General features: G+C 60.0%; 19 protein-coding genes. 6 read left to right on the top strand and 13 right to left on the bottom strand.

Annotated features, from left to right (window positions below; translation table 11 throughout):
* Nucleotides 1–92: 92 nt before the first annotated feature.
* The 6 genes from J1G34_RS16010 to gntR form a co-directional block, all read right to left on the bottom strand.
* A complete protein-coding gene (locus tag J1G34_RS16010) occupies nt 93–1508 on the bottom strand; it encodes an MFS transporter (RefSeq protein WP_065896428.1) in 1416 nt (471 codons plus the stop codon).
* 182 nt (nt 1509–1690) lie between these two features.
* Nucleotides 1691–2128 (bottom strand): hypothetical protein, encoded by a 438-nt coding sequence (locus tag J1G34_RS16005; protein ID WP_065895026.1) that lies wholly within the window; start codon nt 2126–2128, stop codon nt 1691–1693.
* Nucleotides 2129–2259: 131 nt separating this feature from the next.
* Nucleotides 2260–2997, bottom strand: coding sequence for an NAD-dependent epimerase/dehydratase family protein (locus J1G34_RS16000; RefSeq protein WP_222994324.1), 738 nt, complete (start codon nt 2995–2997; stop codon nt 2260–2262).
* Nucleotides 2998–3013: 16 nt separating this feature from the next.
* On the bottom strand, nt 3014–3646 hold the full coding sequence (locus J1G34_RS15995; protein WP_222994323.1) for a glutathione S-transferase family protein: 633 nt from the start codon (nt 3644–3646) through the stop codon (nt 3014–3016).
* Nucleotides 3647–3830: 184 nt separating this feature from the next.
* Nucleotides 3831–4070: a DUF6124 family protein gene (locus J1G34_RS15990; RefSeq protein ID WP_222994322.1), complete on the bottom strand. Its 240-nt coding sequence runs from the start codon at nt 4068–4070 to the stop codon at nt 3831–3833.
* 312 nt (nt 4071–4382) lie between these two features.
* Entirely contained in the window at nt 4383–5414 is a 1032-nt protein-coding gene (gntR, locus tag J1G34_RS15985) for an HTH-type transcriptional regulator GntR (protein WP_163003364.1), read from the bottom strand.
* Nucleotides 5415–5627: 213 nt separating this feature from the next.
* Here gntR and J1G34_RS15980 point away from each other — a divergent pair, with 213 nt between their 5' ends.
* From J1G34_RS15980 to J1G34_RS15970, 3 genes are all read left to right on the top strand, one after another.
* Nucleotides 5628–6161: a gluconokinase gene (locus J1G34_RS15980; protein ID WP_065895021.1), complete on the top strand. Its 534-nt coding sequence runs from the start codon at nt 5628–5630 to the stop codon at nt 6159–6161.
* Nucleotides 6162–6243: 82 nt separating this feature from the next.
* On the top strand, nt 6244–7596 hold the full coding sequence (locus tag J1G34_RS15975) for a GntP family permease (protein ID WP_065887726.1): 1353 nt from the start codon (nt 6244–6246) through the stop codon (nt 7594–7596).
* Between the two features lie 109 nt (nt 7597–7705).
* Nucleotides 7706–8032: a hypothetical protein gene (locus tag J1G34_RS15970; protein WP_128876180.1), complete on the top strand. Its 327-nt coding sequence runs from the start codon at nt 7706–7708 to the stop codon at nt 8030–8032.
* 346 nt (nt 8033–8378) lie between these two features.
* On the opposite strand, the gene alaC is transcribed toward J1G34_RS15970, so the two are convergent.
* Nucleotides 8379–9596 (bottom strand): alanine transaminase, encoded by a 1218-nt coding sequence (gene alaC / locus J1G34_RS15965; RefSeq protein ID WP_065895020.1) that lies wholly within the window; start codon nt 9594–9596, stop codon nt 8379–8381.
* 195 nt (nt 9597–9791) lie between these two features.
* Between alaC and J1G34_RS15960 the strand changes: the two genes are divergently transcribed.
* Complete coding sequence (locus J1G34_RS15960; RefSeq protein WP_065895019.1) at nt 9792–10274, top strand: GyrI-like domain-containing protein; 483 nt, start codon at nt 9792–9794, stop codon at nt 10272–10274.
* A gap of 60 nt (nt 10275–10334) precedes the next feature.
* On the opposite strand, the gene J1G34_RS15955 is transcribed toward J1G34_RS15960, so the two are convergent.
* The 3 genes from J1G34_RS15955 to J1G34_RS15945 form a co-directional block, all read right to left on the bottom strand.
* The gene (locus J1G34_RS15955; protein ID WP_065896433.1) at nt 10335–11510 is read right to left on the bottom strand and encodes an NHL repeat-containing protein; all 1176 of its coding nucleotides are present in this window, start codon (nt 11508–11510) and stop codon (nt 10335–10337) included.
* A 156-nt stretch (nt 11511–11666) separates the two neighbouring features.
* Nucleotides 11667–12161 (bottom strand): GNAT family N-acetyltransferase, encoded by a 495-nt coding sequence (locus J1G34_RS15950; protein WP_222994332.1) that lies wholly within the window; start codon nt 12159–12161, stop codon nt 11667–11669.
* A gap of 93 nt (nt 12162–12254) precedes the next feature.
* Nucleotides 12255–13109 carry a LysR family transcriptional regulator gene (locus J1G34_RS15945; RefSeq protein WP_130138334.1) on the bottom strand — a complete coding sequence of 285 codons (855 nt, stop codon included), beginning with the start codon at nt 13107–13109 and terminating at the stop codon, nt 12255–12257.
* A gap of 88 nt (nt 13110–13197) precedes the next feature.
* On the opposite strand from J1G34_RS15945, the gene J1G34_RS15940 reads away from it, so the two are divergent.
* Entirely contained in the window at nt 13198–13635 is a 438-nt protein-coding gene (locus tag J1G34_RS15940) for a multidrug/biocide efflux PACE transporter (RefSeq protein ID WP_065936222.1), read from the top strand.
* A gap of 11 nt (nt 13636–13646) precedes the next feature.
* On the opposite strand, the gene J1G34_RS15935 is transcribed toward J1G34_RS15940, so the two are convergent.
* On the bottom strand, nt 13647–14408 hold the full coding sequence (locus tag J1G34_RS15935; RefSeq protein ID WP_065895014.1) for an SDR family NAD(P)-dependent oxidoreductase: 762 nt from the start codon (nt 14406–14408) through the stop codon (nt 13647–13649).
* 105 nt (nt 14409–14513) lie between these two features.
* Between J1G34_RS15935 and J1G34_RS15930 the strand changes: the two genes are divergently transcribed.
* A complete protein-coding gene (locus tag J1G34_RS15930) occupies nt 14514–15410 on the top strand; it encodes a LysR family transcriptional regulator (RefSeq protein ID WP_222994321.1) in 897 nt (298 codons plus the stop codon).
* A 177-nt stretch (nt 15411–15587) separates the two neighbouring features.
* Here J1G34_RS15930 and J1G34_RS15925 read toward each other — a convergent pair whose 3' ends face one another.
* Nucleotides 15588–17192 (bottom strand): inorganic phosphate transporter, encoded by a 1605-nt coding sequence (locus J1G34_RS15925; protein WP_065895012.1) that lies wholly within the window; start codon nt 17190–17192, stop codon nt 15588–15590.
* A gap of 97 nt (nt 17193–17289) precedes the next feature.
* Entirely contained in the window at nt 17290–18318 is a 1029-nt protein-coding gene (locus J1G34_RS15920; protein WP_065887744.1) for a transporter, read from the bottom strand.
* Nucleotides 18319–18353 lie beyond the last annotated feature (35 nt).

Here is an 18353-nt window from a genome sequence, read left to right as displayed (position 1 = left end):
AATTAGCATGCCGGGCGCAGGGGGCGCGTTTTTACTGGGGTAGAGGCCGCCGTCGCGGCAAACACTGTCCCGCCGACGGCCAACTGTTGCCGTCAGTGGGCGATATGCTCCAGCGCCAGGTTACGCGTGCGCGGCCCGAACCAGCTGATGGTAATCATCACGATCAACATGCTGCTGGCGATAAACGCCAGCACGCCCGGCGTGCCCAGGTGCTCGAGGATAAAGCCGATCAGCAGGCTGCTGAATACCGTGGACAAACGGCTGAACGAATAACAGAACCCAACCGCCCGCGCGCGGATATTGGTGGGGAACAACTCGCTCTGATACGAGTGATAGCTGAAGCTCAGCCAGGCATTGCAGAAAGTGATCATCACCCCGCAGAAAATCAGCCCTACCGCTGTGGTTTGCAGGGCGAACAGGCTGCCGAAGATCACCGCGCCCATGGCCGAGCCGACGATCTGCCATTTGTTTTCAAAACGGTTGGCGACCTTGACGAACAGCAACGGGCCCAGCGGGTAGGCGAGGGTGATGATAAAGGCATAGAGCAGACTGTGGGTCACACTGACGCCCTGGCCCGACAGCAAGGCCGGCAGCCAGTTGCCAAAGCCGAAGAAACCAATCGCCTGGAACACGTGGAACACGATCAGCATCAAGGCGCGGCGACGGTAGGGCGGCTGCCAGATATCGGCGAAACGGCCGCTGCCCTGCACGCTGACAGCCTCCGGCTCCGGCGCGTCCAGAGGTTTGCCGTGATCCTTCAGGCAGCGCGCCTCCAGGTTGTCCATGATCGCGCCGGCTTCCTCGAAACGACCTTTCTGTGCCAGCCAGCGCGGTGACTCCGGCAGGCGCTTGCGCAGTTGCCAGATAAACAGCGCAAACACCGCACTGCTGAGCACCACCCAGCGCCAACCGGAGATGCCGAACGGCGCCTGGGGCACCAGCCACCACGACATCAGCGCCACCGCCGGTACCGACAGGAACTGGATGAAAAACGCAAAGGCAAACGCCGAACTGCGCATGCGCTTGGGCACCAGTTCCGACAGGTAGGCGTCAATGGTCACCAGCTCGATTCCCAGGCCAATGCCCACCAGAAAGCGCATGCAGATAATACCCACGGCCGACGTCTGGATGCCCATCAACACCGTGGCGACGGTGTACCAGATCAACGCAAAGGTGAAGATCGCCCGGCGTCCGAAACGGTCGGCGAAGGGGCTGAGCAGGCTGGCACCGAGGAACAGGCCGAGGAACGTGGCCGAGGCGAATGCGGCCTGGTCAGAGAAGCCAAACGCGCCCGCGCTGCCGGTGTGGAATATCCCGTCGCTGATCAGGCCTGGGCTGATATAGGCCGTTTGGAACAGGTCATACAGCTCGAAGAAACCGCCGATCGACAGCAATGCCACCAGGCGCCAGATGCTGGCGACTGCGGGCAGGCGGTCGATGCGCGCGCTGATGTGGGCGGCGCGGGTCGGGTTGATGCCGTCGGTGGCAGCGGCGCTGAGGTTGGGCATGGGAGAAGTTCCAGAAGCAGTGAGCTGGAATCTTAACCTGCAACTGACAGTGAGCAATTGTGCAATGTAGGGCGAAAGCCGCTGTTTTGGCGATTTATTGCGTGCGGGTTTCATCGACGACCAATAATGGCCGTCGATTGGGCTCATGCACAGTAAAACAGCGGACCTTGAGTCACGCTTTCTTAGGAGGAAGAGGCTGCCCGCACATGCTTGAAGTTCTCTACCGTAAAAGCGCCAGATGAGAAGCTCATTTGCTGCACGCGGCGACCTCTCGTTTCAGCCTCGAAGTGAAATTTTGCAGTCAGGACACCGTCCTGTAATTGCAAGACGGTGAATTCTCCCCGGCTTGCAAAATAAGTACCCTGATTACCCGCGCGCGTATCATCAAATTCCAGCCTTACCTTGTGATCGGTATCCGTTGCACCAATCGCGTAGGTCTCGCCTGAGCGAATATCCTGGTCAATGCTGATTTTGAGCAATGCGTGGTCCGTCATGATTCCGACGGTCGAATTAAAGCCGGCCTCTCCATTTAAATGAGCGACAAAGCTCGTCTGAAAGGGGACAGACCATCCGGAAACAGTTCCCGAGATTTTATCGTTTGGGCCCAGTATGTTAGTCATTTGTTTTTTCCGTATTCAAAGGGGAGCAATGGGTTGTCAGTGCCGCCCGATATGAATAAGCGAAGAGAAAAACCAGATCTACTGTCAAATCTGACAGGTATAGCGCGTTTCCGACTAACGGGTCGGCTAGTTCAATAAGTTATCGGTATCCCAAACTGTGCGAATGCATCGTCCATCGGTTGGTAGTCAAGCACACGCACTGTCTCGCTCAGGTCCAGGCGTTTGAAACGGTTATTGGAGATGCCATGGGCGATCAAGTGTTTCACGCCTTCGGCCTCAACCGAACGCTGTAATAATTGCACGGCATCGCGGGGGCTGAGCCAGGCGCTGAGGTCGCGGGCGTTGTTCAGGTCGTGGGTTTCGGGAAATTCAAACGCGCCGATGCGCACGGCGATGGTCGACAGCGCTGTCTTGGCGGCATAGTAGCCACATAGCGCCTCGCCGTAGCATTTGCTCACGCCATACAGGTTGGCGGGCATCACCGGCATGCCTGGCGTGATCTGGCGATCCACCGGGTAGCCTTCGATGGTTTGCGCGCTGCTGGCGAATACCAGGCGCTGCACGCCGGCGTTCACGGCGGCTTCGAACAGGTAGGTGGTGGCGAGGATGTTGTTGGGCAGCAGTTCGTCGAACGAGGCGCTGGCATGGGGGATGCCCGACAGGTGCACGATCACATCGATGCCTTCGAGCAAGGTTGCGAGGCTGGATTTATCACTGAGCTCGGCGTGTATGAAGCGGTGTCCAGCCAAATCGAACTCCGGCGCGATGCGGTCAGTGAGGGTGAAACGGTAGCGATCTTTCGACGCCTGGAAAAATGTCTTGCCGATTCTGCCGCAGGCGCCGGTGAGGAGTACGTTGAGTCCGTTCAAGAGGGTGTCCCTGTATTCAGTTGTGGCCGTCGAGGGCGAAGGTGTTGAAACCGGCATGTTGGCTGAGCCGCTGGTAGTAGGCGGCAATAGCCGGGTAGGGCGGACGCTCCATGGGCGTCACCTGCCAGCGGTGCACCGAGAGGCCGATCAGGATATCGGCGAGGGTGAACTCGTCGCCGGCTACGTAAGCGCCGGTCCTGGTCAACTGTTGTTCGAGGATGCCCATCTTGTCGTTCCAGACCTGCACAGCGGCGGCAATCTGTGCCGCGTCCAGCCCATCGGGATTGTTACGCACCAGCGCGGTGAATGCGTCGCCCCAGGCACGGTTGAGTTCGGTGGCTTGCCAGTCGATCCATTGTTCAACGCGGGCCCGTGGCGCGGGCTCGAAGGGCAGCAGGTCAGTGCGTTGATACAGGCCGACGAGGTAGCGGCAGATGGTATTGGACTCCCATAGCACGCCGTGGTCATCGACCAAGACGGGGATTTGGGCGTTGGGGTTCAGGGCGAGGAACTCAGTGGATTGGGTGGGCTTGAAGCCGATGCCCCAGTCCTCGCGCACATAGTCGATGCCCAGTTCCTGGCAGGTCCAGAGTACTTTTCGCACGTTGATGGAAGAGGTGCGACCCAAGATTTTCAGTGAGTGTCCCATGGTGCTTCCCTGGCTTGGAGAGTGGTTAATCTAGCAGGGGCTAAGTGGGCACGGTTAAAAAATGTGGGAGGGGCGGTGCGACGATTCGACTTGCCCCCGATAGCGGAGTGTCAGTCACTGTATCTGGCGACTGAACCACCGCTATCGGGGGCAAGCCCCCTCCCACATTTTGATCGAGTAGGACTTAAGCGCGTGGTGTGTACTGGTCCATGGCTTTGCCCACCAGCAGGACGCTCAGCTCGCTCAGTTGATGAATGGCGAGTGCTATATCGCGCTGCTTGCCGGTGAGGTCGTCGGACAGGTCGAGCAGCAAGGTACTGACGGAGCATACGGTTTCGTAGCTGTTGATCAGCAGGGTTTCGGTGGAAACATCGGGGACGAGGGTGAAGAGGGTGGTTGGCGGCGTATCGAGTTTTTTGATCATGAGAGCATCCTGGAATGGGCTGCCGCCGTATCGCTACTAAACGAGGGTGGCAGCTGTACGCAGGTTAGTAGACCGGTGGACACTCAAAGCCGGCGCACTCGAAAGTGCCCTACGCACAGCCGCCATTAACGCGGGCAGACTTATGCACCTGGAGTGACCAAACTCAGGCTACTAAACCCGATCACCGAGAAATTCAGCGACCGGCAAACCTTAAAGACCGCCACCCAGGCACACAAGCCGGCCGATTCTGACGTAAGCGTAGGTAGCGGAGCAAGGCGCTTGCCTTAATGTCAGCCGCTTCCTACAGCCGTCCTACGTACTCTCCCGCACCTGCAACTCGAACCCCATATCCACCACCGGCTTGGCGATCCGGTTGCCCGCCATGATGGTCAGCAAGTGCTCCGCCGCACGCCGGCCAATGGCTTCCCGTGGCGTGCTGATGCTGCTCAGGCGCGGCACCATGAACGACGAGGCGGGCAGGTCGTTGAAACCCAGCACGGCCACACGCTCTGGCACTTTGATGCCGTGGCGCATGGCTTCGAGCAAGGCGCCCTGGGCCAGGTCGTCGTTGCCGAAGAAAATGGCATCCACGTCCGGATGCGCCGCCAGCAATTGCAGGAACAGTTCGCCGCCCAGGCCCACGGAGGAGGGGCGAGGTGTCAAAAGCTCCAGCGCCGGGTCGTACAGGCCCGCTTGCTGCAAGGCCCGGCGGAAGCCTTCACCGCGCAGCAAGGTGCGCTGGTCCAACTGCGCGCCGATGTAGGCCAGGCGCTTGCGCCCACGGGACAGCAAATGCGCCGCCGCTGTTTCGCCTGCGGCCAGCTGTGAAAAGCCCACGCAGTTCACCCCGGCATTAGGGTCCAGATCCATCATGTATACGCACGGTACATTGCTGGCCTCGACCATCCGTCGCGCGCTTTCGGTGCGGTCGAACCCGGTCAGCAGCAAGCCGCGAGGCTGGTAGGCCATGTAGTTGCGCAGCAGGTTTTCTTCTTCGTCGCGGCAGTAGTGGGAGTTGCCGATCAGCACTTCAAAGCCCTTGGGCCGCAGCACCTGGTGGATGGCTTCGAGGGTTTCGATAAACAGCAGGTTGGACAATGACGGCACCAGGACCACCACCGAATGGCTCTGGGCCGACGCCAGGGCGCGGGCGGCGGGGTTGACCACGTAGCTGAGTTCGGCGGCGGCCTTCTGCACTTTCTCCACCAGTTCGGTGGCGACCGTGCTGATGCCACGCAGGGCGCGGGAGGCGGTGATCGGGCTGACGCCGGCCAGACGGGCAACTTCATTCAAGGTGGGGCGACCGGTGGTGCGGGTATTTTTATCGTTCTTGGAGGTCATCAGGCGGCTTGCCAAACAAAAATCGAGGCACTAAGGTAGCGCTGTCTCCAAACGGCTGCAAATGCTTGAACGTTGGGTTGCCTGATCCCGTTCGAATGATTGGAGCGGATGCACGCGTCACTCCATAAAAAAAGACAAGACGGCGCGGGAAAAGCCTGTTTTTGCACTAGCCTTAGGCTGTGCAAAGGTAGCGCTATCTGCGTCCTGAGGTGTTTCATGAGTCAACCTGTTACCGCCCTGGTCATCATGGGTGTTTCCGGCTGTGGCAAGTCCAGCGTCAGCGAGGCCTTGTGCCGCCTGAACGGTGCCACCGCCATTGAAGGCGACAGCTTTCACCCCGCCGCGAACATAGAAAAGATGAGCGCCGGCCACCCCCTCAACGACGACGACCGCGCCGGCTGGCTCGACATCCTCTGCGATGAATTGCGCCGCTCGCTCAAGGCCGGTGAACATCCAGTGCTCACCTGTTCGGCGCTGAAAAGGAAATACCGTGACCACCTGCGCGAAGCCGCACCGGGCCTGGGCTTTGTATTCCTGGAGCTGACCCGTGAAGTGGCCGCCGACCGCGTGTCCCATCGCCCCGGCCATTTCATGCCGGCAAGCCTGATCGACAGCCAGTTCGCCACCCTCGAGTCGCCCAGGGGCGAGCCGCTGACCCTGGCCCTCAATGCCAGCGAAGACAGCGTCGAGGCATTGGCCGAGCAGACCAATGCCTGGTGGCGCGAGCACGGCTTTGAACCTACCCATTAATTTTTTGCCGGAAAGATAGCGCTATCCCCGGCAGGAAGTTCAACACCCGCTTTAATAACAACAACAAACAGGAGAGATCCCCATGTTTGGCATGTCCCACGAGTCGTATCTGCTGCTGGATGCAGTCGTCACTATCATTGGCCTGATCGTTCTGATCACCAAGTTCAAGGTGCACCCGTTCATCGCACTGATCATCGCGGCCGGCTTCCTCGGCCTGACCTCGGGCATGCCCGTGGAGAAGATCATCAAGGCGTTCCAGGACGGCTTCGGCGGCGTGCTCGGTTTTGTCGGCATCATCCTCGCGCTGGGGACCATGCTCGGCAAGATGATGGCCGAGTCCGGCGGTGCCGATCAGATCGCCCAGACCCTGATCCGCGCCTTCGGCAAGGAAAAGGTCCAGTGGGCCATGATGTTCGCCGCGTTCCTGGTGGGCATCCCGCTGTTCTTCGAGATCGGCTTTGTGCTGCTGATCCCGCTGGTGTTCATCGTGGCGCGGCGTACCGGTGTGTCGCTGATCAAGATCGGCATCCCGTTGCTGGCCGGCTTGTCGGCCGTACACGGTCTGGTACCCCCGCACCCGGGCCCGCTGCTGGCCATCGGCGTGTTTGGCGCGGACATCGGCAAGACCATCCTGTATGGCCTGATCGTCGCTTTGCCGACCGCCATCATTGCGGGCCCGATCTTCGGTACGTTCATCGCCAAGTACATCCCGGGCAACCCGTCCCAGGAACTGGTCGACCAACTGGCCCGCGAGACCGATAACAAGGCGCTGCCCAGCTTCGCCATCACCCTGGTCACCGTGCTGCTGCCGGTGTTCCTGATGCTGCTCAAAACCTTCGCCGACATCGCCTTTGCCGAAGGCAACGTGGTGCGCAACTGGATGGACATGATCGGTCACCCGATCACCGCGCTGTTGCTGGCATTGCTGCTGTCGCTGTACACCTTCGGCCATCGCCAGGGCATCCATTCCAAGCAGATCCTCAAACTGCTCGACGCCAGCCTTGCGCCGACCGCCGCGATCATCCTGATCATCGGTGCCGGTGGTGGCTTCAAGCAGATGCTGGTGACCAGCGGCGTGGGTGACGTCATCGGCCACATGGCGGTGAACGCCCAGATCAACCCGATCCTGCTGGCATGGCTGGTGGCGGCGGTGATTCGCGTGGCAACCGGTTCGGCCACCGTGGCGACGATTACCGGCGCGGGCATCGTGGTGCCGGTGGTGGGCATGATTCCAGGGGTTAACCGTGAATTGCTGGTGCTGGCGACGGGGGCGGGATCGTTGATCCTGTCTCACGTCAACGATGCGGGGTTCTGGCTGGTCAAGCAGTACTTCAACATGACCGTGGCCGAGACCTTCAAGACCTGGACGGCGATGGAAACCATTCTGTCGGTGGTGGCGCTGATCTTCATCATGTTGCTGTCGTTGGTGGTGTAGGCCTCAACCACCTGTCGCAACCGGTAGTTTTCACAGTATCGAGGGATCACGAAGACTTCTAAAACGACTCCGAAGCTCGTCATTTTTGACGAGCATTGGAGGAAAAATCATGGAAAACGACAGTTATAAGCCAGAAAGTGACTCAAAAGTCTTAGTGCCGACGCCTATTATTCAAAACCTGAAGGAGGGGGACAGGGTCGCTGCAGATTTCGTGATAAGAGGGTGGGCTTCTCCTGGCGGAGCGGCAGTTGTGGTGAACAATAGCAACTCGCCCTATCAACAATTTGGTACTGCGCAGGTTACGTTTCCGACTGAGTGGGAGTTTTCCTTGAGCAAGCATTCCATGGGGCCGGGGTCTTACAAGATCAGTGCTTATACGCATTCTGGACCGCAGATTTCCGATCCAACGAACCCCCTGTCATTTGAAGTGATTTGAACGGGCGTTCATACGGCGACTCTTTAATCTGTCAGGCCCGCGCCAGTAAGGGCCTGACAGAACCCTCATTGCGTCGCTTACCCGCCTGTTTTTTTAACTAACCCATCGACCCTGAACATCCCGCGAATCCCTCGCACTGCCTGGCGAATTCAGGCCCAGCCATACATCGACGCTTTGGGATTCTCCACCACTGTCGTTGGTGGTGTAGGCCGCACCGCAGCATTCCATGTGGTCACCCAGTCAAATGTGGGAGGGGGCTTGCCCCCGATAGCGGAGTGTCAGTCACTGTATCTGGTGACTGAACCACTGCCATCGGGGGCAAGCCCCCTCCCACATGTTGACCGAGTCAGACGCTGGCTTTCGGTGCTATTCCATCGGCCCTGAACATCCCGCGAATCCCTCGCACCGCCTGGCGAATCCGGTCCTGGTTTTCGATCAGCGCAAAGCGCACGTGATCATCCCCATACTCGCCAAACCCGATCCCCGGCGACACACACACCTTGGCTTCCAGCAGCAGCTTCTTGGCGAATTCCAGCGAACCCATGGCGGCATATTGCTCGGGAATTTTGGCCCAGACATACATTGATGCCTTCGGATTTTCCACCATCCAACCCAGCTCATGCAGGCCCTTGACCAACACATTACGGCGCTGGCGATACTGCTCGGCGATGTCTTTCACGCACTGTTGATCGCCTTCCAGCGCCGCAATTGCCGCCACCTGCAGCGGGGTGAAGGTGCCGTAGTCGTGGTAACTCTTGATCCGCGCCAGGGCGTTGACCAGTTCCGGGTTGCCCACCATGAAGCCAATGCGCCAGCCCGCCATGTTGTAGCTCTTGGACAGGGTGAAAAACTCCACCGCAATGTCCTTGGCGCCCGGCACCTGCATGATCGATGGCGCTTTCCAGCCGTCGTAGACGATGTCGGCGTAGGCTAGGTCGTGCACCACCAGTACGTCGTACTGCTTGGCCAGGGCGATCACGCGCTCGAAGAAGTCCAACTCCACGCACTGCGCGGTCGGGTTGGACGGAAAGCCCAGGATCATCATCTTCGGCTTGGGGATCGAACCGCGAATCGCCCGCTCCAGTTCGGCGAAGAAGTCCACGCCGGGCACCAGCGGCACCGAGCGCACCTGGGCGCCGGCAATCACGGCACCGTAGATGTGAATCGGGTAGCTCGGGTTCGGCACCAGTACGGTGTCGCCCTGGTCGAGGGTGGCCAGCATCAAGTGCGCGAGGCCTTCCTTGGAACCGATGGTGACGATGGCCTCGGTTTCGGGGTCGATATCCACTTCATAACGGTCCTTGTACCAGCGCGAAATCGCCCGGCGCAGGCGCGGAATGCCTTTGGAGGTGGAGTAGCCGTGGGTGTCTTCGCGCTGGGCGACGGTGACCATTTTCTCGACGATGTGCGGTGGCGTGGCGCCGTCGGGGTTACCCATGCTCAAGTCGATGATGTCTTCGCCGCGCCGACGCGCAGCCATCTTCAGCTCGGCAGTGATATTGAACACGTAAGGGGGGAGTCGATCTATGCGCGCAAAGCGGCGCGGCGAACCTTGGTCTGCCATTGTTGCCTCGAGGTACGTAAGCGCCCGGAACCGTCCGAGCGACGTCGGCCACTGCGGTGGCCTGCGGGGCAGACAATACGGTCGATGATGGCAAGTTGTCCATATGCGTAGGAAAAATTTCTGCATGGAGTACGGCGCGGATATGCCCCTATACTCGTTGCGGGTTTGTTCCCTCATAAGAAGGAGACTGTTCGTATGGATCAGCAGACAAGACAACCGTTGGAACCACGCATGGAAGCCGGCAAGGCCCTGGTGATCGCAGGCGTCCAGGGGCGTTATTCGAAAGCCACCGTGGGGGACATTCCGCGGCTACGGGAATTGTTCGACAGCTGTATCAAGGACATCAAAAAGCGTGTCGGCGGCGTGACCTACGGGGTTTGCCATAATCCCAGGCATGGCGAATTCGACTACATGGCCGGTGTTGAAGTCCCTACCAAAAGCGATGTACCGGGCAATTTCCAGTTCATTGAAATTCCACCACTGAACTATGCCGTGTTCCCTCATCACGGGGCGGTGCAGGCGCTTGAGCAAACCTACGAGCGCATCATGTTCGAGTGGCTGCCGCACTCGGGCTACAAGGTGATGGGGGCGGATTTCGAGCGCTATAGCGCGGATTTTGATGCGAGGAAGGGCACCGGGACGGTGGAGATCTGGTTGCCGGTTGGGCAAAAGGTCTGATCGGAACAGGGGCCGATGGAGTGGCCCCTGTCAGTGCCTGGTCGGGCAGTGAGACGGGCTCTACACACTCAGCACGCGCCCAATGAACGATCCCCCGGACACATCGCCGGAAATCTGCAGCTTGCCGTGGCCCGAAACCCATTCAAGCTTGTCCACGAAGGCGGTCAGGGGACGGCCTTGCGGGACTCTATAGGCCTCGGCGACGCCGCCGATACCGAACAGGGTGTCCCAGTATCCGCCCAGCGTATGCCTGACCAGATTGACGTAGCTGCCCCTTGCGTAGTCCCTGGCCAGGGCAACCATTTTTCCATCGTCTTGAAATATCAGACTTGTGTAAGCACCCGTATTATTGTCATCGGTGACCTTCGGGGAGCCGTTGTTGAATTCCTGGCTGAATGAGCCATTGGGCTGGAGTTTCGTGATGAAATTCTGCTCATCGGGGGGGAAGCGACTCGCCCCTACGACCCCAATAGAGCCTTGAGGGCCGAGAGCCAGAGCCGAGACAGTGAGGTTTTGCCCCAGGGTTTTCTCGCCTCTTTCACCAAATTCGACATCAGGCTCACCACTTGCGTCATAGCCCAGAAGCATGGCTTGGCCTGCCCTGTCACCGCCTACTACGAATCCCGTGGAGCTGATTATCAAGGACGTGGCGGCCGTTCCATCCAGTTTGACAGGCCCTGGTTTTCCAAAGTTGGTCGCCGTGCCGTTGCTATTCAATTCATGGATATAGCTTTCTTGCGTACTGGTGTGAGCGACCAGGATGGCCCCATCGTGCCTGACGGCAAGGCCACTTCTGGGCAGCAGACCGGCGTGGATTCGGATATTGAGCGAGCTTGTACCTTCAACACCAAACTCGGTATCCAGGGTTCCATCCTTATTGAACCGGGCCACCATCGCTATTGCAGCGTCGCCCAAAGAGAAGAGAAGCAGGGGCTTACCGTCCGGTTGGATGATCAGGTTGAATAGTCTGGCGAAACCAGTGGTTGGAATAAACATGGGTGAATGCTCGGGGTCGAGCTCACCGTCGGCGTTATGGATGAACACGGCGATGTAGGGCAGGTTTTCAAAATAGCAAATGCCTGCCGTGATAATTGAACCATCGTCTCGTAATGCAGAAATGCCGGTGATCTGCGAAAAAAAGCTCTCGCCTGTTTTAGGAAGGGTATTACCGAAGCTCAGATCCTTGCTGCCTGCGGAATTGGCATCGATGTTCGAGCGTCTGGCTGGAATGCTCATGAGTCTGCTCCTTGAGGGGGTAGAGGTTTCCATACCTGCTTGATAACCGCTCAACGCGACGACGATGGAGTCCTATTGAACAACGGGTGGGCCCTCATGCGCAGCTGGCAACTATCACAGTAGACAAGTCGAGGGATCTTCGGGTTGGATCGCCACTCACCTTGCAAACTCCCAGCTCAGCCTGCGCTCATACCCGACCCGCCCTTTGTATGCCTCACCGCTGTCCACCCAACCAGCCCCCAGATACAACCCCATCGCCGCCACATTGTCCGCATCCACCGACAATTCCAGCGCCTTGATCTGCGGCCATGCCTGTAGCGCCGCTGCAGGCAGCATCTGCAGACAGATTTTGCCGTAGCCGCGCCCTTGCTGATGCCGATCCACCTGCAATGCATGCAAGGTGGCGCTGTGTTCATCTGCCCAATGGGGCAGGCACGGTGGGCGTTTGAGCAGCAGGAACGCCACGGGCACGTCGCCCGCGAGCAGGGCGAAGCCTTTGACGCTGTCGGGGTTGGGATTGACCAGCAGGCTGTTCAGGGCGCAATAGATATCACCGGAGTACGCCAGTTGCTCGGGGTGCACCGTCAGGCCGTCCAGTTGCTGTTTTTGCAGAACGTTCAGCGTTTCGTAGGGGGCGAGGCGGTTTTGCATGGGCGGCATATCCAAAATTCCTACGAAGGGGCGGGAATTCTACCTCATCCGCTTATAGCGCTCGTGCCCCTTGCATACGCCGGTCCTCATGGCTCACTCGAGCATTTTTGCCAACAACCAACTCCCCGCCGGGCCCGGCGGTTGTTGTCGCGACCACAGCGCATCCACCGCCACCGAGCGTGGCCAACCGCGCACCTTGAGCTCGACCAGCCGGTTGTCGCCGAAGCGCTCCACCAACCAGCGCGGTATGGGGGCCCAGCCAAAGCCCAGTTGCGCCATCTCCATCAGCATCAGGTAGCTCGGTGCCGACCACACGCGTTGGGCGCCACGGTTTTCGTCAGGGTTGATGACGCTTGCCAGGCGCAGTTCCCGATGTGCTTGCAGGGTATGCGGATCAAGACCGGCCTGGCTCGCCAGCGGGTGTCTGGGCGAGACGAATAGGGCGATCTCGGTGCTGTCCTCAATCGTCGAGCAACTGAGGTCCGGGGGGTAGACCTGCTGCTGCTCGATAAACGCGATGTGCGCCCGGCCACTTTGCACCAGGGCAATCAGGTCTTCGCATTCGGCGATCAGGCATTCCAACTCAAGGTCCGGGTAGCGTTGTTCAAAAGCGCTGAGAGCGACTTCGAAACGGTCGGACTGGTAGGTATCTGACATGGCGATACTCAGCTTCGGCTCCAGCCCCCGGGCCAATTGACTGGCCGCCAGTTCCAGCCGGCTGCTGGCTTCCAGCACCTGTTCGGCACGCTGCAACAACACCTGGCCGGCCGGGGTCAGCGTCGGCTTGCGGCTGCCGCGATCGAACAACACCACATCCAGGTCGATTTCCAGGCTGGCCACCGCTGCGCTGATGGTGGACTGGCTCTTGCCCAGCTTGCGGGCCGCGGCGGAAAACGAACCCTGGGTGGCGGCCTGGACAAACGCCTGGAGCACTTCATGGGAGGCCATGACTATCGCCTTGATCGATGGTTATTGGTTATGAAGTATCGGCCTGGGACGTGATCATGGCAACCATCGTCACTCACGGAGCCGGGTCATGCACCCTACCAAGTCGATTACTGAACGTGTTTTCCAGGCCTTGGGGTTTGAAGGTTTGGCCTTATTGATCTGTACACCTTTGCTGGTCTGGGTGACCGGTCGACCGGCCTTGGAAATGGGCACGGTGACCTTGGGCGTCAGCTTGCTGGCGCTGAGCTGGAACGTCATGTTCAACAGCCTGTTCGACCGCCTTAAAGTGCGCCTGCACCTGTCCAACGGTGGCCGCACGCGAGTGTTGCACGCGCTGCTGTTCGAAGGCGGGTTGATCCTGCTGGCGGTGCCGTTGATTGCCGCATTGATGAAGACCAGCCTGTTGGAGGCGTTCATCCTCGACATTGGCGTGCTGCTGTTCTTCCTGCCGTACACCTATGTGTACCACTGGGCGTATGACGTGATTCGGGAACGAGTCACCCGCAAAACGCCAATCGCCCTGTAGTCGCCAGGCGCTTACAGAAACATGCCGCCCGAGGCCTCGATCCGCTGGCCGGTGATCCATTGGCCGCCATCGGCCAGCAGCAGCGCGACGGCCCCGCCAATATCGTCGGGCAAACCGGCGCGGCCCAGGGCGGTGTTGTTGGCGACCATGGCATTGAGGTTGGCGTTATCGCGTACCGCTCCGCCGCCGAAGTCGGTTTCAATCGCGCCAGGGGCGAGGATATTCACGCTGATGCCACGCGCGCCGAGCTCCTTGGCCTGGTAGCGGGTCAGCACTTCCATCGCGCCCTTCATCGCCGCGTAGGCCGCGTAGCCCGGCAGGCTGAAGCGCGCCAGGCCGCTGGACACATTGAGAATGCGCCCACCGTCGCGAATCAACGGCAACAGCTTCTGGGTCAGAAAAAACGGCCCCTTGAATTGGATAGCGACCAGTTGGTCGAACTGGGCTTCGGTGGTTTCGGCAAAGCTTGCGTGAATACCGATACCGGCGTTGTTGACCAGAAAATCAAACTGATCCTGTGCGAACACATCCTTGAGCGCGTCAGTCACTTGATCGGCAAAGCCTGCAAACGTCGCGCTCTGGCTCACATCCAGTTGCAACATCGCCGCGCGGCCGCCCAGTTGTTCGATTTGCGTCACTAACGCCTGCGCCTCATCGGCCCTGCTGTGGTAAGTGCCGAGGATATCCACACCCTGGGCGGCAAGGTGCAGTGCAGCGCTTTTGCCCAGGCCGCGGCTGGCGCCGGTGATCAGTGCGATTTTACGTGGGGTCATGGTGCAGTCCTCTTGGGTGATGGTGGGACTGAGTGTATTTGTCCGCCCATAACGTGATAAACAGTGCCGTACCGGAATCACTGGTCGGACAGGGCGAACAATCCCATGAATAAACTTGAGCTGCTGCGCACGTTTGTGCGCGTGACCGAGCTGTCGAGCTTTACCCAGGCCGGTGAAAGCCTTGGCTTGCCGCGCTCCACCGTGTCCGAACAGGTGCGCACCCTCGAAGAACTGCTCGGTGCACGCCTGTTGCAACGCACCACGCGCAAGGTGCAGGCCACCCAGGACGGCCAGGTGTTGTATGAGCGCAGCAAGGATTTGCTGGCGCACATGGAGGAACTGGAGGGTTTGTTTCGACAGGACGAAACCCAGTTGGCCGGGCGCATACGGGTGGACATGCCCAACGTGATAGCGCGCACGCTGATCGTGCCCAACTTGCCCCCGTTCATGGAGCGCCACCCCCTGATCGAGATGCAAATCGGCAGCTCGGATCGCCAGGTCGACCTGATTGCCGAAGGCTTCGACTGCGTCGTGCGCGTGGGCGCCCAGCCCGATCAGAGCGTGGTGGCGCGGCGGGTGTGCAGCATGCCGATGGTCAATTGTGTGAGCGCGGGGTACGTGCAGCGCCACGGCATTCCGCGCACCCTGGCTGACCTGCAACATCATCAGTTGGTGCATTACGTGCGGCCGCTGGGCGCACGCTCGGCGGGGTTCGAGTACGTGCAAGGCAACAAGGTGCTGCGGCTGCCAATGGCCGGGCGGGTGACCGTCAACAGCACCGATGCGTACCAGGCGGCGTGCCTGGGCGGCTTTGGCATTATCCAAGTGCCCCGGCTGGGCATTCGCGACTTGCTGGCCAGTGGCGAATTGGTCGCGGTGCTGGCCGATTACCCGGCACCGCCTTTGGACGTGTCATTGCTTTACGCCGGCCAGCGGCATTTGCCGTTGCGCGTGCGGGTGTTCATGGAGTGGTTGGCGGCCACCCTGCAAGCCCATCTTTAACTTGCGCCGCCAACAATGTGGGAAAGAGCTTGCCCTATCACGCTTTCTGTAGGAGCGAGGGGGGCGCCTAGCTCTTGCTCGCGAAAAACGTCAACGATAACGCGTGCTTTCTGAATGAGCGCGGTGCTTGTAAGTTTTTCGCGAGCAAGCTCGCTCCTACATTCGATTGAGGGTGGGTCAGAACAGTTGGGTGAACAGCCAGTAAAGGCTGCCCGACAACACAATCGCCGCCGGCAACGTCAGTACCCAGGCCATCAGCAAATTGCGGATGGTGCGCATCTGCAGGCCGCCGCCGTTGGCCACCATGGTCCCGGCCACGCCCGATGACAACACATGGGTGGTCGATACCGGCAAACCGAACATGTCCGCCGCGCCAATGGTCAGCATCGCCACGGTCTCGGCCGAGGCGCCCTGGGCGTACGTCAGGTGGGTCTTGCCGATCTTCTCGCCCACCGTCACCACGATGCGCTTCCAGCCGACCATGGTGCCAAGCCCCAGGGCGATGGCCACTGCGATCTTGACCCACAGCGGGATAAAGCGCGTGGCGCTGTCGATCTGTTGCTTGAACAGTTGCAGCTTGCCCTGGGTGTCGGCGTCGAAATTGCCGACCTTGCCCTTGTCCATCAGGCGAATGGTTTCGCTGGTCAGGTACATGTCGTTACGCACGTTGCCCACCGCTTCAGCCGGTACCGCGGCAAGGGAGCCATAGCCTTTGACTTCGGCGCCGATGTGCCCGGTGATGGCGGCAAGGGCGGGCACCAGTTCCGGGGTGGCTTCTTTGGTGCGCACGTAAGTGGATAAGGTTGCTCGTGAATCGCCGGGAGCCGGCTGCGGTGCGGATTTCACCAATGCGGCCTGGGTGACTTCCGCCACCGCTGCAAATTGCAGTGACTGATCGGCCGGCATGGTGCGGTTCAGCGCGTAGGCCATCGGCAACGTGCCCACCAGAATCAGCATGATCAGGCCCATGCCTTTTTGCCCATCGTTGGAGCCGTGGGCGAACGACACACCGGTGCACGTGACGATCAGCATGCCGCGAATCCACCACGGCGGCGGGGTGTCGCCCTTGGGCGCTTTGTACAGCGCGCGGTTCTTCACGAAGGCGCGCAGCGCCAGCAACAGCAAGGCGGCAAACGCAAAGCCGATCAGCGGCGACAACAGCAGCGCGTAACCGATCTTGGCCGCCTGGCTCCAATCCACGCCACTGGTGCCATCGCGGCCATGCATCAACGCATTCGCCACGCCGACACCAATGATCGAGCCGATCAGCGTGTGGGACGACGACGCCGGCAAACCCAGCCACCAGGTGCCGAGGTTCCACAGGATCGCGGCGATCAGCAGGGCGAAGATCATGGCGAAGCCGGCCGAAGAGCCCACCTGCAGAATCAACTCCACCGGCAGCAGGGCAATGATGCCGAACGCCACCGCGCCGCTGGACAGCAGCACGCCGAGAAAATTGAAAAAGCCCGACCACACCACCGCGAAATGCGGCGGCAGCGAGTTGGTGTAGATCACCGTGGCCACCGCATTGGCGGTGTCGTGAAAGCCGTTGACGAACTCAAAGCCCAGGGCGATCAGCAGCGCCACGCCGAGCAACAGGAACGGCGTCCAGGTGGTGAGCTGGGCGCCCATTTCGTGCATGTCGTGCATCAGGCTGTAAGCGGTGAACAGCAGGCCCATGGCGAGCACGGCGAAGAACATGATCACCGTGACCAGGCCGGGCTTGGTGTCCAGGCGCGGTTTGGGGGCGGAGGGTGAGGCTGTCAGGGAAGGGGTGGCCATGCCGGAGCATCCAGTGTGAGGAGGATGGCGTTCATGATCATTGCAAATTGTTACAGAGATGCTGCGGCAGGTCAGTGTTCAGGTGGGGGAGGGCCTTTCAGTTCATTAAATCCTTACGCTTTCTGAATGCCCAGCGCCCGGCAATCAGGGTGAAGGTCGCCACCAGCGCGACCAATATCCAAAAGCCTTCCGGGTCCTGGGACAGCGGCACCCCACCCACATTCATGCCGAAAAAGCCGGCGATGATATTGATCGGCAGCGCCAGCACCGTCACCACCGTGAGGGTGAACAGCGTGCGGTTGCTCTGCTCGTTGAGGTTGGCGGCGATCTCTTCCTGCAACAGCTTGATGCGTTCGCCCAGGGCCGTCAGGTCGTTGATGATCAGCGCAAACTCTTCGGTGGATTTGCGCAACTCCTTCACGTCTTCCTTTTGCAGCCATTGCGGCGGCCGGTTGAGCAGGCGCAACAGCGAACCCGGTTCCAGCGCCAGCAGGCGTTGCAAGCGCACCAGCACGCGGCGCGCGGCACCGAGTTCGGCGCGGTTGGTGGACAGGCGCGAGGACAGCAACTGGTCTTCGATATGATCGACGCTGAGGCTGGTCTTGCGCACGATCTGGGTCAGCACTTCGCCCTGGTCGCGCAGCAAATGCACCAGCAACTCCAGCGGCGAGCGAAAACGTTCACCGGCCTTCACCGACGAGCGCAACTTATCCACCGAGTGCAGCGGTTGCAGGCGCGCACTGATCAGCAGGCGACTGCGCGCACACACCCACAAGGTGGATATATCCGAGGAAACCATGCTGCTGAAGTTGAACACCACATCGTTGACTACCGCCAGCAGGGCCGAATCGACATGCTCGATGCGCGTGGAGCGCGAACCTTCGTGCAGCGCTTCGAAGAACTCCTCGGGCAGTTCCAAGTGCGCTTGCATCCAGCGTTCACAGGCGGCATGGGCCAGGTTCAGGTGCAGCCAGAGAAATTCCTGCGGGTCACCGGGTTGTTGCAGGCATTGCAGGGCGGTAGCGGAATCAATCTGCTGGCCTTTTTCGCCGGGCAGAAAGCGGAAACCGTAAAGCAGGCCAAACAGGTCGGGATCCTGGTGGGCGTGGTCAATGCTGTGGTTCATGGGGGCTCGCACAGAAAAAGCCTGTAGGACATTTC

This window comes from Pseudomonas sp. Wu6 (assembly GCF_019891515.1).
Classification (GTDB): domain Bacteria; phylum Pseudomonadota; class Gammaproteobacteria; order Pseudomonadales; family Pseudomonadaceae; genus Aquipseudomonas; species Aquipseudomonas orientalis_A.
Note: the sequence above shows the minus strand (reverse complement) of the source record. Positions and strands in the feature narration are given on the sequence as shown.

Coding starts and splice junctions, on each gene's coding strand:
- J1G34_RS16010 (WP_065896428.1), bottom strand. CDS start 1,508: ATGCCCAACCTCAGCGCCGCTGCCACCGACGGCATCAACCCGACCCGC.
- J1G34_RS16005 (WP_065895026.1), bottom strand. CDS start 2,128: ATGACTAACATACTGGGCCCAAACGATAAAATCTCGGGAACTGTTTCC.
- J1G34_RS15995 (WP_222994323.1), bottom strand. CDS start 3,646: ATGGGACACTCACTGAAAATCTTGGGTCGCACCTCTTCCATCAACGTG.
- J1G34_RS15990 (WP_222994322.1), bottom strand. CDS start 4,070: ATGATCAAAAAACTCGATACGCCGCCAACCACCCTCTTCACCCTCGTC.
- J1G34_RS15980 (WP_065895021.1), top strand. CDS start 5,628: ATGAGTCAACCTGTTACCGCCCTGGTCATCATGGGTGTTTCCGGCTGT.
- J1G34_RS15975 (WP_065887726.1), top strand. CDS start 6,244: ATGTTTGGCATGTCCCACGAGTCGTATCTGCTGCTGGATGCAGTCGTC.
- J1G34_RS15970 (WP_128876180.1), top strand. CDS start 7,706: ATGGAAAACGACAGTTATAAGCCAGAAAGTGACTCAAAAGTCTTAGTG.
- alaC (WP_065895020.1), bottom strand. CDS start 9,596: ATGGCAGACCAAGGTTCGCCGCGCCGCTTTGCGCGCATAGATCGACTC.
- J1G34_RS15960 (WP_065895019.1), top strand. CDS start 9,792: ATGGATCAGCAGACAAGACAACCGTTGGAACCACGCATGGAAGCCGGC.
- J1G34_RS15955 (WP_065896433.1), bottom strand. CDS start 11,510: ATGAGCATTCCAGCCAGACGCTCGAACATCGATGCCAATTCCGCAGGC.
- J1G34_RS15950 (WP_222994332.1), bottom strand. CDS start 12,161: ATGCAAAACCGCCTCGCCCCCTACGAAACGCTGAACGTTCTGCAAAAA.
- J1G34_RS15945 (WP_130138334.1), bottom strand. CDS start 13,109: ATGGCCTCCCATGAAGTGCTCCAGGCGTTTGTCCAGGCCGCCACCCAG.
- J1G34_RS15940 (WP_065936222.1), top strand. CDS start 13,198: ATGCACCCTACCAAGTCGATTACTGAACGTGTTTTCCAGGCCTTGGGG.
- J1G34_RS15935 (WP_065895014.1), bottom strand. CDS start 14,408: ATGACCCCACGTAAAATCGCACTGATCACCGGCGCCAGCCGCGGCCTG.
- J1G34_RS15930 (WP_222994321.1), top strand. CDS start 14,514: ATGAATAAACTTGAGCTGCTGCGCACGTTTGTGCGCGTGACCGAGCTG.
- J1G34_RS15925 (WP_065895012.1), bottom strand. CDS start 17,192: ATGGCCACCCCTTCCCTGACAGCCTCACCCTCCGCCCCCAAACCGCGC.
- J1G34_RS15920 (WP_065887744.1), bottom strand. CDS start 18,318: ATGAACCACAGCATTGACCACGCCCACCAGGATCCCGACCTGTTTGGC.